Genomic DNA, 13,240 nt, shown 5'->3' on the forward strand with positions numbered 1-13,240 from the left:
TGCATGCGGGATGCTCCCCGGTCCAGAGGCTGAGAGCGGCCCGCGGCTGACTTGTCGTGGACGGCTTACCTCCCCATTTCGTGCGACAGGAATAGCTGGAGAGGAACGTTCGGCATGATCCTGGATGCGGCCCGCGCGGCGGCTGGACATCTGTTCAGCGCTCCCTTCCGGGGCGTCTTCTTCAAGACGCTCGGATTGACGCTGCTAGCACTAATCGCTGTCTGGTTTGGCCTGACACAGCTTTTCGAATGGCTCGCGCTGCCCTGGCTGCAGGCGCTCGTTCCGGACATGCCTGACTGGACAGGCTGGGCCGGCACGCTGGCCGCGATTTTAGCCGGCATCGGGCTGGCACTTGGGTTGGCGTTCTTGATCGCGCCCGTCACGGCGATCGTCGCCGGCTTCTTCCTCGATGATGTTGCCGAACTGGTTGAGAAGGCGGACTTCCCTTCCGATCCGCCGGGCCGCCCCGTTCCGGCCGTCCGGAGCATCGTGCTGTCGCTGAAGTTCTTCGGCGTGGTCGTTTTAGCTAATCTTCTCGCGCTGATCCTGCTCCTCATTCCCGGGGTGAACATCGGCGCCTTCTTCCTGGTCAATGGCTACCTGATCGGCCGGGAGTTCTTCGAATTCGCGGGGATGCGGTTCCGGCCCGAAGAGGATGCCAAGCAAGTAAGACGCCGGAACGCCGGAACCGTGTTTCTTGCCGGCCTGGTGATAGCCGGCTTCATGGCCGTGCCGCTGCTCAATCTGCTGACGCCGCTGTTTGCCTGCGCCATGATGGTCCATCTTCACAAGGCCATCACCGCGAAGGAGATGCGACCGGTCGGCTGATTTTGCAGCCTTGGGTAAACAGCCTTCGGACAGAGAACCTATCTGGTCCCGGTGGAACCAAAGCCGCCCGATCCGCGGCTGGTTTCGCCGGCGAGGCTGCGTTCTTCGATCGTAGCACGTGCGACCGGCGCAATGACCAGTTGAGCGATGCGCATACCGCGCGTCACGGTAAAATCGTCTTCGCCGAGATTGATCAGCAGAACACCCACCTCGCCGCGGTAATCGGAATCGATCGTGCCCGGCGTGTTGAGGCAGGTGATGCCGTGGCGGAGCGCCAGGCCGGAGCGGGGGCGAACCTGCCCCTCGAAGCCATCTGGAATCTCCAGGACCAAGCCGGTCGGGACCAGCGCACGTCTGCCCGGCAGGATAAGGATCGGCCGATCCTCCGGAACCGCGGCCCGCAGATCCATGCCGGCTGCGCCAGCACTCTCATAGGCGGGCAGTTCGAGACCATCGGAATGCGGCAGCCGGACGATGGCAAGGGTGGGAGACATAGGAAATCCTCTGGCGGCTTGCTGCTTTGGGTGGGGACCCGACCGTCAATCGCGATACAGGAGTTCGGGTCCGGCTTCCGATATCAGCCGCTTGCCGCACAAGGCCAGCGTAATGTCCAGTTCCTTGCGGATGATGTCGAGCGTGAGCTTCACACCCTTCTTGCCCATCGCGCCAAGCCCATAGAGGAAGGGCCGCCCGATATAGGTGCCTTTCGCGCCGAGGCAGAGCGCCCTGAGCACATCCTGGCCGGACCGGATGCCGCTGTCGATGTGGATCTCTATCCGGTCTCCGACTGCGTCCACGATCTTCGGCAGGACGGAAATGCTGGAGGGCGCGCCGTCCAGCTGGCGTCCGCCGTGATTGGAAACGATGATCGCGTCCGCTCCGGTCTCGGCGGCAAGCCGAGCGTCCTCCGGATCGAGTATGCCCTTGAGGATCAGCTTGCCGCCCCAGCGCTCCTTGATCCACTCGACGTCCTTCCAGGAGAGGGTCGGGTCGAACTGCTCGTTCGTCCAACTCGTCAGTGAGCTGAGATCCTCTACGCCCTTCGCATGGCCGACGATGTTGCCGAAGGTGCGGCGCTTGGTGCGCAGCATGGACAGGCACCATTCCGGCCGGAGCGCCATGTTGACGATGTTCGGAAGGGTCATGCGCGGCGGCGCCGTAAGGCCGTTGCGCACGTCCTTGTGACGCTGACCAAGGATCTGCAGATCGAGCGTCAGCACGAGAGCGGAGCAGTTCGCCACCTTGGCCCGATCGATCAGGTTCAGCACGAAGTCCTTGTCGCGCATGACGTAGAGCTGGAACCAGAACGGCTTCTTCGTGCCGGCGGCCACGTCCTCGATCGAGCATATGCTCATGGTCGACAGGGTGAAGGGAACGTTGAACTCCTCTGCCGCCTGTGCAGCGAGGATCTCGCCGTCCGCATGCTGCATGCCCGTCAGGCCGGTCGGTGCGAGCGCCACCGGCATGCTGACCTTCTCGCCGATCATCGTGCTCTCGAGCGAGCGTCCCGCCATGTCGACCAGAACGCGCTGGCGGAACTTAATCTTCTGAAAATCCTCTTCGTTGGCGCGATAGGTGCTCTCGGTCCAGGCCCCGGAGTCGGCATAGTCAAAGAACATTTTCGGGACGCGCCGGCGTGCGATTTCCTTCAAATCTGCAATGTCGAGAGCGAGGTTCATGGGACGGCTGCCTGGCGCTAGCGGCGGATGGAATGCGCTATGCTCAAACGAGCACCTACCGTGCCTAGCAGGTGAATGTCGATCTGCAAAAAAGATCAATGCTTTTCCACGACAGCGTGGAGCACTGAGCCCGACTTGCCCGAGGCCATTGCTGTCCGCTTCGCCGCGTTGCCTTTTCGACGAAACCGATTATGACACGGACAACCTCATCGGAGCCCCCAGATGACCGAGATTTTGCAGATCCCGAAGCTCGTCACTGTATTTGGCGGATCAGGCTTTGTCGGCCGGCATGTCGTTCGTGCGCTTGCCAAAAGGGGCTACCAGGTGCGGGTCGCCTGCCGCAGGCCGGACCTGGCCGGCTTCCTGCAGCCGCTCGGCAACGTCGGGCAGATCCAGGTCATGCAGGCAAACCTGCGGGTGCGCTGGTCCGTCGACCAGGCGGTGCAGGATGCGCATCATGTGATCAACCTGGTGGGTATACTGTACGAATCCGGCCGGCAGAGATTTCCGGCCGTGCAGGACTTCGGTGCGCGCGCCGTGGCGGAAGCCGCCCGGGCCGTGGGAGCGGATCTCACCCATGTGTCCGCGCTTGGGGCCGATCTGAACTCAGAGTCGAACTATGCGAGAACGAAGGCTCTGGGCGAGGCGGCCGTCCTGGAGACGGTTGCGGACGCCGTGGTCTATCGGCCTTCCATCGTCTTCGGTCCCGAGGACCAGTTCTTCAATCGCTTCGCCAACCTGGCACGCTATTCTCCAGTCCTGCCGCTGATCGGCGGCGGCCATACGAAGTTCCAGCCGGTCTATGTCGGCGATGTGGCCGAGGCCGTCGCGCGGTCGGTCGACGGGAAGGTGCAGGGCGGCAAGATCTACGAGCTTGGCGGGCCGCAGGTGCTCACCTTCCGCCAGTGCATGGAAGAGATGCTGCAGGTGATCGACCGCAAGCGCTATCTCGCGCCGGTCCCCTGGTCGCTGGCCTATCTGCAGGCCGCGGTCCTCGGCCTTCTGCCGAAGCCGCTGCTGACGAAGGACCAGGTGACGCTGCTCAGGTCGGACAATGTCGTCTCGGCGGAAGCGGAAAGTGAGCGCCGCACCTTCGCTGCGCTGGACATCCGTCCCGAAACCGTCGGCGCCATCATACCCTCCTATCTCTGGCGCTTCAGGCAGGCAGGCCAGTTCACGCGGATCGGCGCTGTCTAAGAACAATCCGTCCAGGGCGTCGCCGAGATGCGGCGCAGAGTCGCCGGACTGATCTGGATTAAGCGTGGTGACGATATGTCGGAGCCGCGGCCTATAGCTTTCTCAGCGCCACCTGCTCCACCAGATGGTCGGCGCCCTTGCGCAGGATGAGGTCGGCCCGGGGACGCGTGGGGAGTATGTTCTCCCGCAGGTTCTTCAGGTTGATGTTCGTCCAGAGGCCCTCGGCGATGGCGCGGGCGGCATCTTCCGACAGCTCCGAATAGCGATGGAAGAACGAGGCGGGATTGCGGAAGGCGGTCTCGCGCAGGCGCATGAAGCGGGCGATGTACCAGTCGTGGATCAGTTCCTCGTCCGCGTCGATGAAGATCGAGAAGTCGAAGAAGTCGGATAGGAAGGGCACGAACTTGCCGTCCTTCGGCAGATCGCGCGGTTGCAGCACGTTCAGCCCCTCGAAGATGAGGATGTCCGGCTGGTCGATGGTAACGAACTCGCCCGGCACCACGTCGTAGGTGAGGTGGGAATAGACCGGGCCGCGGACGTCCCGCTGGCCGGACTTGATCGCGGAGAGGAAGCGCAGCAACGCCCCGACGTCATAGCTGTCCGGAAAGCCTTTGCGCTCCATGAGCCCTTCGCGGCGCAGGATCTCGTTCGGAAACAGGAAGCCGTCGGTGGTGACGAGATCGACCTTGGGGCTCGAGGGCCAGCGCCGCAACAGCACCTCCAGCAGTCGTGCGGTGGTGGATTTTCCAACGGCAACCGAGCCGGCGACGCCGATGATGAAGGGCGTCTTCACAGCTTCCGTTGCGTTGAAGAAAACCTGTCTTTGCCGATAGAGCAGCAGGCTCGCCTCGAAATGCGCATAGAGCAGCCGCGAAAGCGACAGGTAGATGCGCCGGACCTCATCCAGATCGACAGGATCATTGAGGGAACTCAGCCGCTTGACCTCCTCCGCGGTAAGTGTCAGCGGCGTGTCGGCGCGGAAGCCCGCCCACTTTTCGGCCGAGAAGAAGCGGTAGGGGGAATACTTTTCGACGGGGGCGAACTGGTCCAATCTTGGTCCCTTGTCCCTTGCAGTGCGAGTAGTTTGCCGCATGATCTTGTCCGAAAAGTCTGCAACTTTTCGGGATCATGCTCTAGGCGAGGCGAGACGCCTTCTCGGCGATGCCCGACTGCGCGGTGCGGCGTTCGAGCTCGCGCATCACCTCTTCTACACTCACCCCGGCAAGGTTCAGAACCACAAGCCAGTGATAGAGTAGGTCAGCACTTTCCGCGACGAGGTTTTCGCGGTCGCCGGCAAGCGATGCGATGACCGTCTCGACCGCTTCCTCACCCAGCTTCTTTGCCGCCTTCGCCGGACCAGCGGCAGCGAGCTTCGCTGTCCAAGACGCGGCCGGATCAGCCGAATGGACGCGCTCAGAGACGATTCTTTCCAGGTCGGTCAGAGAAAATCCGGTCATGGCGCGCGCTCTATGCCGGTTGAGGAACGATGTCCAGGCGCATCGGCAGCCCGGCCTTGGCCATATACGCCTTGGCCTCGGTGATCGAATAGGTGCCGAAGTGGAAGATCGAAGCAGCGAGGACTGCCGTCGCATGCCCATCGCGAATACCCTCGACCAGATGATCGAGGGTGCCGACGCCGCCCGAGGCGATGACCGGCGCACGAACGGCATCCGCAACCGCGCGCGTCAGCGCAATATCGTAGCCGGCCTTGGTTCCGTCGCGATCCATGGAGGTGAGCAGGATTTCGCCGGCGCCGAGGTCGACGACTTTTCGGGCGAAGTCTACCGCGTCGATGCCGGTGGGCTGGCGGCCGCCGTGGGTGAAGATTTCCCAGCGATCGGTCTCGCCGGCTCTGCTCACGTTCTTCGCATCGATGGCGACGACGATGCACTGGTTGCCGAACTTGTCGGCCGCTTCTGCCACGAAATCAGGGTTCCTCACCGCCGCCGTGTTGATCGACACCTTGTCGGCGCCGGCCAGAAGAAGCTTGCGGATGTCGGCGACCTGACGAACGCCCCCGCCGACCGTCAGCGGCATGAAGCACTGTTCGGCAGTGCGCGCCACCACGTCGAAGATGGTGTCGCGGTTGTCGGACGAGGCGGTGATGTCGAGGAAGCAGAGCTCGTCGGCCCCCGCGGCATCATAGGCGCGGGCGGCCTCGACCGGATCGCCGGCGTCGATCAAGTCGACGAAGTTGACGCCCTTGACCACGCGGCCGTCCTTGACGTCGAGGCAGGGGATGACACGGTATTTGAGGGTCATGATGTAGGCTTCCAGCGCATAGCATTTCAGGACTTAGCGGCAGGGCTCGCTATCCCGTCGAAAAGCTCGTCCATGTGGATATGGACAACAACATCATCGAAACGAAGTTCGAAAGCCTGATCTTCGATCATGGTCGGTTTCAGCCATTGGCGGTCGGCCCCGCGCTCCCACAGCCAAACGCGGTATTCATCCTGAGAGACCACCAGATAATATCGCAAGCTGGCGATGCGGAGATAATCCTGTGCCTTGGGCCCGAAGTCGTCTGCCATGCTGCTGGGAGACAGCACCTCGGCAATGAAAAGCGGCGAACTGGTTACCAGAGCTTTCCCGTCGCTCTCGAATGGGACAACCATCACATCAGGAAATCGCACCCCGTCAGGCGTCCTGACGCCAAAGTCAGAGGTGCCAATATCGTAGAGCCTGTCATCCAACTGATCGGCGAGCCGGCGCTCAAGGCGGCTCGCCAACCGCCAGTGATTGCGCGTCACATTGATCATCATCTCCACCACCCTCCCGCGCACGAACTCCCGCTTGCCCTCGCGCCCCTCGTTCCAGCGCAGGAATTCGTCCGGAGTGGTCGGCAGTTTCGACTGGATGTTCATGGCGTCAATCTAGCAGACCCAGGTCAGACGCGTGAGTCCCGCAAGAGCGCCAGCGCCTCGGTCGGGTCGATGCGGCCGTCATAAAGCGCCCGGCCTGAAATCGCGCCTTCGAGTTTTTGCGCGTCGGCCATGGTCATGCGGCGTATGTCGTCCATGGAAGCCAGACCGCCCGAGGCGATGACCGGGATCGATACGGCGTCAGCCAACGCGATGGTCGCGTCCCAGTTGATGCCGGCCAGAACGCCGTCACGGTCGATGTCGGTGTAGATGATGGCGGCGACGCCGGCGCCCTCGAATTTCTGGGCCAGTTCGATGGCGCCGAGCGAGGAGGATTCGGCCCAACCCTCGACGGCGACCTTTCCTCCCTTCGCGTCGATGCCGACCGCGACCCTGCCCGGAAAGAGGCGGCAGGCCTGCCTGACCAGTTCGGGGTCGCGCACCGCAACGGTGCCAAGGATGACGCGGGCGAGCCCCTTCGCGAGCCAGGCTTCGATGTGAGCCAGCGTGCGGATGCCGCCGCCGAGTTGCACCGGGTTGCTGGTGGCTGCAAGGATCGCTTCGACGGCTTCGCCATTCCGGCTCTCACCCGCGAAGGCACCGTCGAGATCGACGACGTGCAGCCATTCAAAGCCCTGCTCCTGAAAAGCTCTGGCCTGGGCTGCCGGGTTGGCGTTGTAGACGGTCGCGCTCGCCATCTCGCCGAGCTTGAGGCGTACGCACTGGCCGTCCTTGAGGTCGATCGCGGGAAAAAGGATCATCACACGCCTTCGACAATCACGAAGTGCCCAGTTGACGCGGCAAGGCGGTGTTTCGACGCCTCCTGATATTCGGGCGAGTTGTAGCACTCGACTGCCTTTTCGTAGGACTCGAATTCGAGCACGACATGCCTGTTGCCGGTCGGACTTTCAGGATTGGTGTACTGCCCGGCTCGCACGACGAACCGCGCCTGATACTTGGCAAACGCGGCTGCATTGGCCTCGATGTACTTCTTGTACGCCTCAGGGTCGGTCACGTCGACGAGCGCGATCCAGAATCCCTTCTTGCTCATGGCCGCCACCTCAGGAAGTTGGCGATCAGGGCCAGACCGAGCGCCTGGCTCTTCTCTGGATGGAATTGGGTACCGGCGAGGTTGTCACGAGCGACTGCCGCGGTCACCGGCCCGCCATAGTCGGTGACGGCGAGCACGTCTTCCGGCCGGGTGGCATCGAGATGGTAGGAATGCACGAAATAGGCGTGCAGCCCTGCCTCGCCCGTCGGGATGCCTTCGAAGAGTGGATGCGGATGTTTCACGTGAATCGTGTTCCAGCCGATCTGCGGGATCTTCAGCGAGGGATCCGACGGGGTCATTTCCTTCACGTCGCCCGGAATCCAACCAAGGCCGCTGGTGACGGTCTTCTCTAGGCCCCGCTCCGACATCAGTTGCATGCCCACGCAGATGCCGAAGAACGGTTTTGCACGCTCGATTGCGGCTTCCTCGACCGCTTCCCACATGCCTTCCACGGCACGGAGGCCCGCTGCACAGTCCGCATAGGCGCCCACTCCGGGCAGGACCAGACGGTCGGCCGAGCGGACCCGCTCCGCATCCGCGGTGAGGTCAATCTCGGCGGCAATCCCGGCCCCGCGTGCGGCGCGCTCGAATGCCTTCGTCGCGGAGCGAAGATTGCCCGATCCATAGTCTATGATGGCAACGCGCATATCAGGCCCTCCCAGTGTAGCCGAGAAGACCGAGCGCGGGTGTTGCGCCTGTCCGGGGCTGGGTCCAGGTCAGCATCGGCCGAGTATCGCTCAAAGGACCAGGGGCACTGCTCTCTTCGCCGGCCATGTCGACGCCGACCCGAACCTCGGCGTCTGCCAGATTGTCCGCTTCAACCACACCCGACTCGCGCCAGCCACGCCGGCGCAGGGAGGCCGCCTTCAGGGTCACCCCTTCGAGCCCGATATAGATCGCGACCAACAGCGAGAGGAGAGAAGCGGTAAAGCCATAGCCTGTCACTTCGCCGAGTGCAGCCAATCCGAACTCCGCGGCAAAGATGATGACCGCCTCGATCAACAGCCCGTTCCACAGCAGCCAGATGGGCGAGAAGAGGAAGGCCCAGAAATGAAAGCCGTCACGCAGGATGCGAGTCTTGGCGAGTCGGTCGGGCCCGGACTCCTCTCCTCGTTCGAATACGACGAAGCGCGCCATGATCAGCCCTTCAAGCTGCCCTTGGTGGACGGAACCGCCTCCGGCTGGCGCGGATCCCGCTCCAGCGCCGCCCGCAGCACGCGCGCCACGGCCTTGAAGCAGGTCTCGGCGATGTGGTGATTGTTCGCGCCATAGTGGTTCGTCACGTGCAGCGTGATACCGGCGTTCTGGGCAAATGCGTTGAAGAACTCGCGAACCAATTCGGTGTCGAAGGTGCCGATTTTCGGCGAGGAGAACGGGACGTTCCACACCAGATAAGGCCGGCCCGAAACGTCGATCGCCGCACGGGTGAGGGTCTCGTCCATTGCAAGGTCGATCGAGGCGTACCGCATGATGCCGCGGCGTTCACCCAGCGCCTTCGAGAGCGCCTGGCCGAGCGCGATGCCGGTGTCCTCGACAGTATGATGATCGTCGACGTGCAGGTCGCCTTCCGCCTGCACGGTCATGTCGATCAGCGAATGGCGCGAAAGCTGGTCGAGCATATGATCGAAGAAGCCGACGCCCGTCACGATCTGCGACTTGCCGGTCCCGTCGACGTCGAGCGAGACGGCGATGCGGGTCTCCTTAGTGGAACGGCTGACATTGGCGGAGCGGGTAGCCATGGCTGATCCTCGGGCGGCACGGAACGGGGGGCCTTGTAACAGCATGGCCGCGGCATGGAAAGTTGCGGTTGCTGGGCCATTCCAGCGCCGATTGCATTCCCGCCAGACGGGCATACATAACAGCCTTCAATTCTCGTATCGCGCGGCTTGCCACTTGCCGGGAGCGCGCGGAATCGGAGCAGCACATGTCGAACGAACTGACCATGCACGCCACAACGATCGTGTCGGTGCGCAAAGAGGGGAAAATCGTGATCGCCGGCGACGGCCAGGTGAGCCTCGGCCAGACGATCATGAAGGGCAATGCCAAGAAGGTTCGCCGTATCGGCAAGGGCAACGTGATCGCGGGCTTCGCCGGCGCCACCGCCGATGCCTTCACCCTGCTGGAGCGGCTCGAGACCAAGCTGGAGCAGTATCCCGACCAACTGACCCGGGCATGCGTGGAACTGGCCAAGGACTGGCGGACCGACCGCTACCTGCGGCGCCTTGAAGCCATGATGCTGGTCGCCGACAAGAACGTCTCGCTGGCGCTCACCGGCAATGGCGACGTGCTCGAGCCCGAGCACGGCGTGATGGCCATCGGCTCCGGCGGCAACTATGCCCTGGCGGCGGCCCGCGCGCTGATGGACAGCGACATGGATGCCGAGGAGATCGCCCGCAGGGCGATGCAGATCGCGGCGGACATCTGCGTCTACACGAACAGCAATTTCGTCGTGGAAACGCTCGATGCCGAGTAATAGACCGAGCTACGCCTTCCGCGAGGTCACGGAAGAGGATCTTCCGATGCTTGCCGACTGGATCGCCGCACCGCATTGGGCGGAATGGTGGAACGATCCGCAGGAGGCCGTTGCCGAAATTCGCGAAGCGATCGACAGCATCTCGGTCGAGCCGCTGATCGCTGAGCTCGACGGTGAGCCTATCGCATATCTCCAGACCTATGATCCGCATCTGGAGGACGACCATCCCTACAACGACCAGCCGTTCGGCACATTGGGACTAGATCTTTCGATCGGCCCTCTGGAACTGCTCGGCAAGGGGCACGGCTCTGCCATGCTGCGCCAGTTGGTGGACGAACTCTTTGCCGAAGGCACGCTCCGCGTCGTTATCGATCCCGACCCCGCCAACAAGCGCGCGATCCGTTGCTACGAGAAGGCCGGGTTCATGCCGATCGGCGAGCGCACGTCCCAATACGGCCATGTCATGCTGATGGCGCGCAACAACGAGGGCGAACTCGAATGACGATCGTACCGGCTGGGGCATCCGGCTTTGCTCTGCGACAGCGGCATTCGATCCGGGATCGCAGTTGGTTTTGTGGCGACGGCCTGGCTTCCTATATGGATGACCGTAGCACTGGCGATCGTCTTCGAGCTCGGCGAAGCCGCAACAATCTCACGCTCAACATCATCATGCTGCTGTACCCGCTCGAGGCGGTGAAGCAGTGGCAAAGTGGAATTTGACAACAATGACGACGTTTTCCCCGAGAGAGATCGTTTTGGAACTTGACCGCTTCATCATCGGCCAGAAGGACGCCAAGCGCGCCGTCGCAATCGCGCTGCGCAACCGCTGGCGGCGCCAGCAACTCGAAGGGCAGATGCGCGAAGAAGTCATGCCCAAAAACATCCTCATGATCGGGCCGACCGGCGTCGGCAAGACGGAAATCTCGCGCCGCCTGGCGAGGCTCGCCGGTGCCCCGTTCATCAAGGTCGAGGCAACGAAATTCACCGAGGTCGGCTATGTCGGCCGTGACGTCGAGCAGATCGTGCGCGACCTGGTCGAGGTGGCGATCGGGCTCACTCGCGAGAAGATGCGCGAGGACGTGAAGGCACGCGCACATGTGAACGCGGAGGAGCGGGTGCTGGAGGCCCTTGTCGGCCGTACCGCGAGCCCGGCGACCCGCGATTCCTTCCGCAAGAAGCTCCGCGACGGCGAGCTCGACGACAAAGAGATCGAGATCGAGGTATCCGACACCGGCACGGGCGGCATGCCGAGCTTCGAGATTCCCGGCATGCCGGGCGCCAATATCGGCGTGATGAATCTCAACGACATGCTGACCAAGGCCATGGGCGGCAAGCGCACCAAGACCCGCAAGACGACCGTGAAGGAGTCCTACGAACTCCTCATCAACGACGAGTCCGACAAGCTGCTCGACCAGGACGAAGTGGTGCGGCGCGCCCTGGAATCGACCGAGAACGACGGCATTGTCTTTCTCGACGAGATCGACAAGGTCGCGGCCCGCAGCGATATTTCCGGTGGACCTTCGCGTGAGGGCGTGCAACGCGATTTGCTGCCATTAGTCGAAGGCACCACGGTGGCGACGAAGTACGGACCGATCAAGACGGACCACATCCTGTTCATCGCCTCCGGCGCGTTCCATGTGTCAAAGCCCTCCGACCTCTTGCCGGAGTTGCAGGGCCGCCTGCCCATCCGGGTCGAGTTGCGCCCCCTGGAGAAGGCGGACTTCGTCCGAATCCTCACCGAGACCGAAGCCAGCCTGATCAAGCAGTATGTCGCGCTCATGAGGACCGAGGGCGTCGAGCTCGAGTTCACCGATGATGCGATCGAACATCTGGCGCAGATCGCGGTCGACCTCAATTCGAGCGTCGAGAACATTGGCGCGCGTCGTCTGCAGACGGTGATGGAGAGGGTGCTGGACGAGATTTCCTTCGCCGCGCCCGACCAGTCCGGCCAGTCACTGACGATAGACGCTCCCTACGTGCAGAGCCACGTCGGAGATCTGGCGAAGAACACAGATTTGTCGCGTTTCATCCTCTAAGCAGCCGCCGCAAGGGGGCAGCACCCCAGGCGAGGCAAGCGATTCTGCGCCCACGGAGAAAGCACTCGACGGGCGCAGGCGTGTCTCCTAGTTTCACGACGAAAGTCAGGGGCGGGGCACTTGCGGCATCTTCTGCGGACATCTCTCATCGCGCTCGCGATCTGGGCCGTAACGGTGGGCGGTCCGGTCGAGGCATCTGCTCAGGTGCCGGTGCCGCCCGGAAACCGCCACTCCGAGCAGCCGCCGGTTCCGGGGGCATCCGCAAGGCGCACGAAGTCTTCAGGCTCGACCTTCGAGCGCAAGTACCGCAAGGTCTACAAGCTCCTGCAGAGCGACGCCCAACTGCGCGCCAAGATCAAGGAACAGGCGACCGCCTACAGCCTCGATCCAATCCACATCGTCGGGGCTCTTGTCGGCGAACATACCTACAATGTCGATGCCTATGACCGGCTGCAGACCTATTATGTAAAGGCGGTCTCCTACCTCTCGAGCAAGCTCCGCTTCGAATACGGTGGAGAGGATGTCGCCGATTTCGTGCAGCGGCCGCAGTTCCAGGTGTGTGAGGGAAAAACCGACAGCTACGCGCTCTGGACCTGCCGCGAGCGGGTGTGGGACTCGGAGTTCCGGGGCCGGAGCGTGGACGGTCAGTCATTTCCGAACGACCGCTTCAGCGCCACCTTCTTCCAGCCCTATTATGCGGGCCAGACCTTCGGGATAGGCCAGCTCAACCCGCTGACCGCGCTGCAGATGAGCGATCTGGTGAGCCGCGTCTCGGGCATTCCGCCCCTGGACGCCTCAAACCCGAACAAGGTCTATGAGACCATCATGGACCCGGACCTGACGCTGGCTTACGTCGCCGCTACCCTGAAGACGTCGATCGACGTCTACCGCGAGATCGCGGGTTTCGACATTTCGCAGAACCCGGGCATCACCGCCACGCTTTACAATGTCGGCAACCCTGCCGAGCGGGCACACGCGCTCAAGGCCGAGAACGATGCGCGCATCGCAGAACGCAAGGAGCCGCGCCTGCCCGAAGAGAACTATTACGGCTGGCTTGTGAACGACAAGCTGCCCGAACTGAAAGCGCTTCTCGACTGAGCGCGCCTTTCTCAGGG

The 13,240-nt window shown here is 62.8% G+C and carries 17 protein-coding genes and 1 pseudogene; 7 read left to right on the forward strand and 11 right to left on the reverse strand.

Annotated elements, in window-relative coordinates; genetic code table 11:
• Nucleotides 1–114: 114 nt before the first annotated feature.
• Complete coding sequence (locus HUI96_RS14100) at nucleotides 115–828, forward strand: sulfate transporter family protein (protein ID WP_188255306.1); 714 nt, start codon at nucleotides 115–117, stop codon at nucleotides 826–828.
• 38 nt (nucleotides 829–866) lie between these two features.
• Here the strand turns inward: HUI96_RS14100 and dut are convergent, their stop codons facing one another.
• Both dut and HUI96_RS14110 read right to left on the reverse strand, forming a co-directional pair.
• Nucleotides 867–1,322: a dUTP diphosphatase gene (gene dut, locus HUI96_RS14105; protein WP_188255307.1), complete on the reverse strand. Its 456-nt coding sequence runs from the start codon at nucleotides 1,320–1,322 to the stop codon at nucleotides 867–869.
• A gap of 45 nt (nucleotides 1,323–1,367) precedes the next feature.
• Nucleotides 1,368–2,507, reverse strand: a complete 1,140-nt coding sequence (locus HUI96_RS14110; RefSeq protein ID WP_188255308.1) for an alpha-hydroxy acid oxidase — start codon at nucleotides 2,505–2,507, stop codon at nucleotides 1,368–1,370.
• 222 nt (nucleotides 2,508–2,729) lie between these two features.
• Between HUI96_RS14110 and HUI96_RS14115 the strand changes: the two genes are divergently transcribed.
• On the forward strand, nucleotides 2,730–3,704 hold the full coding sequence (locus tag HUI96_RS14115) for a complex I NDUFA9 subunit family protein (RefSeq protein WP_188255309.1): 975 nt from the start codon (nucleotides 2,730–2,732) through the stop codon (nucleotides 3,702–3,704).
• Nucleotides 3,705–3,795: 91 nt separating this feature from the next.
• Here the strand turns inward: HUI96_RS14115 and coaA are convergent, their stop codons facing one another.
• The 9 genes from coaA to hisB all read right to left on the reverse strand — a co-directional run bounded on the left by coaA (nucleotide 3,796) and on the right by hisB (nucleotide 9,355).
• Nucleotides 3,796–4,755 carry a type I pantothenate kinase gene (coaA, locus tag HUI96_RS14120; protein WP_425299220.1) on the reverse strand — a complete coding sequence of 320 codons (960 nt, stop codon included), beginning with the start codon at nucleotides 4,753–4,755 and terminating at the stop codon, nucleotides 3,796–3,798.
• Nucleotides 4,756–4,837: 82 nt separating this feature from the next.
• On the reverse strand, nucleotides 4,838–5,161 hold the full coding sequence (locus tag HUI96_RS14125) for a phosphoribosyl-ATP diphosphatase (RefSeq protein WP_188255311.1): 324 nt from the start codon (nucleotides 5,159–5,161) through the stop codon (nucleotides 4,838–4,840).
• Nucleotides 5,162–5,171: 10 nt separating this feature from the next.
• The gene (gene hisF / locus HUI96_RS14130) at nucleotides 5,172–5,966 is read right to left on the reverse strand and encodes an imidazole glycerol phosphate synthase subunit HisF (RefSeq protein WP_188255312.1); all 795 of its coding nucleotides are present in this window, start codon (nucleotides 5,964–5,966) and stop codon (nucleotides 5,172–5,174) included.
• Nucleotides 5,967–5,992: 26 nt separating this feature from the next.
• The gene (locus HUI96_RS14135; protein ID WP_188255313.1) at nucleotides 5,993–6,568 is read right to left on the reverse strand and encodes a Uma2 family endonuclease; all 576 of its coding nucleotides are present in this window, start codon (nucleotides 6,566–6,568) and stop codon (nucleotides 5,993–5,995) included.
• A gap of 23 nt (nucleotides 6,569–6,591) precedes the next feature.
• Nucleotides 6,592–7,326: a 1-(5-phosphoribosyl)-5-[(5-phosphoribosylamino)methylideneamino]imidazole-4-carboxamide isomerase gene (gene hisA / locus HUI96_RS14140; protein WP_188255314.1), complete on the reverse strand. Its 735-nt coding sequence runs from the start codon at nucleotides 7,324–7,326 to the stop codon at nucleotides 6,592–6,594.
• A complete protein-coding gene (locus HUI96_RS14145) occupies nucleotides 7,326–7,616 on the reverse strand; it encodes a DUF1330 domain-containing protein (protein WP_188255315.1) in 291 nt (96 codons plus the stop codon). Before HUI96_RS14145 ends, hisA begins: the two co-directional genes overlap by 1 nt.
• Complete coding sequence (hisH, locus tag HUI96_RS14150) at nucleotides 7,613–8,263, reverse strand: imidazole glycerol phosphate synthase subunit HisH (RefSeq protein WP_188255316.1); 651 nt, start codon at nucleotides 8,261–8,263, stop codon at nucleotides 7,613–7,615. The genes HUI96_RS14145 and hisH overlap by 4 nt, the downstream gene beginning before the upstream one ends.
• Nucleotide 8,264: 1 nt before the next feature.
• The gene (locus HUI96_RS14155) at nucleotides 8,265–8,753 is read right to left on the reverse strand and encodes a DUF2628 domain-containing protein (protein WP_188255317.1); all 489 of its coding nucleotides are present in this window, start codon (nucleotides 8,751–8,753) and stop codon (nucleotides 8,265–8,267) included.
• Nucleotides 8,754–8,755: 2 nt separating this feature from the next.
• The gene (hisB, locus tag HUI96_RS14160) at nucleotides 8,756–9,355 is read right to left on the reverse strand and encodes an imidazoleglycerol-phosphate dehydratase HisB (protein ID WP_188255318.1); all 600 of its coding nucleotides are present in this window, start codon (nucleotides 9,353–9,355) and stop codon (nucleotides 8,756–8,758) included.
• A 185-nt stretch (nucleotides 9,356–9,540) separates the two neighbouring features.
• Here hisB and hslV point away from each other — a divergent pair, with 185 nt between their 5' ends.
• The 5 genes and pseudogenes from hslV to HUI96_RS14185 all read left to right on the forward strand — a co-directional run bounded on the left by hslV (nucleotide 9,541) and on the right by HUI96_RS14185 (nucleotide 13,223).
• On the forward strand, nucleotides 9,541–10,089 hold the full coding sequence (hslV, locus tag HUI96_RS14165; RefSeq protein ID WP_188255319.1) for an ATP-dependent protease subunit HslV: 549 nt from the start codon (nucleotides 9,541–9,543) through the stop codon (nucleotides 10,087–10,089).
• On the forward strand, nucleotides 10,079–10,591 hold the full coding sequence (locus HUI96_RS14170; RefSeq protein ID WP_188255320.1) for a GNAT family N-acetyltransferase: 513 nt from the start codon (nucleotides 10,079–10,081) through the stop codon (nucleotides 10,589–10,591). Before hslV ends, HUI96_RS14170 begins: the two co-directional genes overlap by 11 nt.
• Before the next feature lie 57 nt (nucleotides 10,592–10,648).
• A pseudogene (locus HUI96_RS14175) lies at nucleotides 10,649–10,809 on the forward strand (DUF2585 family protein); the annotation flags it as partial.
• Nucleotides 10,810–10,814: 5 nt separating this feature from the next.
• Complete coding sequence (hslU, locus tag HUI96_RS14180; protein ID WP_188255321.1) at nucleotides 10,815–12,125, forward strand: ATP-dependent protease ATPase subunit HslU; 1,311 nt, start codon at nucleotides 10,815–10,817, stop codon at nucleotides 12,123–12,125.
• Nucleotides 12,126–12,257: 132 nt separating this feature from the next.
• Nucleotides 12,258–13,223, forward strand: coding sequence for a DUF1402 family protein (locus tag HUI96_RS14185; protein ID WP_425299223.1), 966 nt, complete (start codon nucleotides 12,258–12,260; stop codon nucleotides 13,221–13,223).
• Nucleotides 13,224–13,240: the final 17 nt, after the last annotated feature.

Origin of the sequence: Pseudaminobacter soli (ex Zhang et al. 2022) (assembly GCF_014595955.1) — a bacterium.
Classification (GTDB): Bacteria; Pseudomonadota; Alphaproteobacteria; order Rhizobiales; family Rhizobiaceae; genus Kumtagia; species Kumtagia pseudosoli.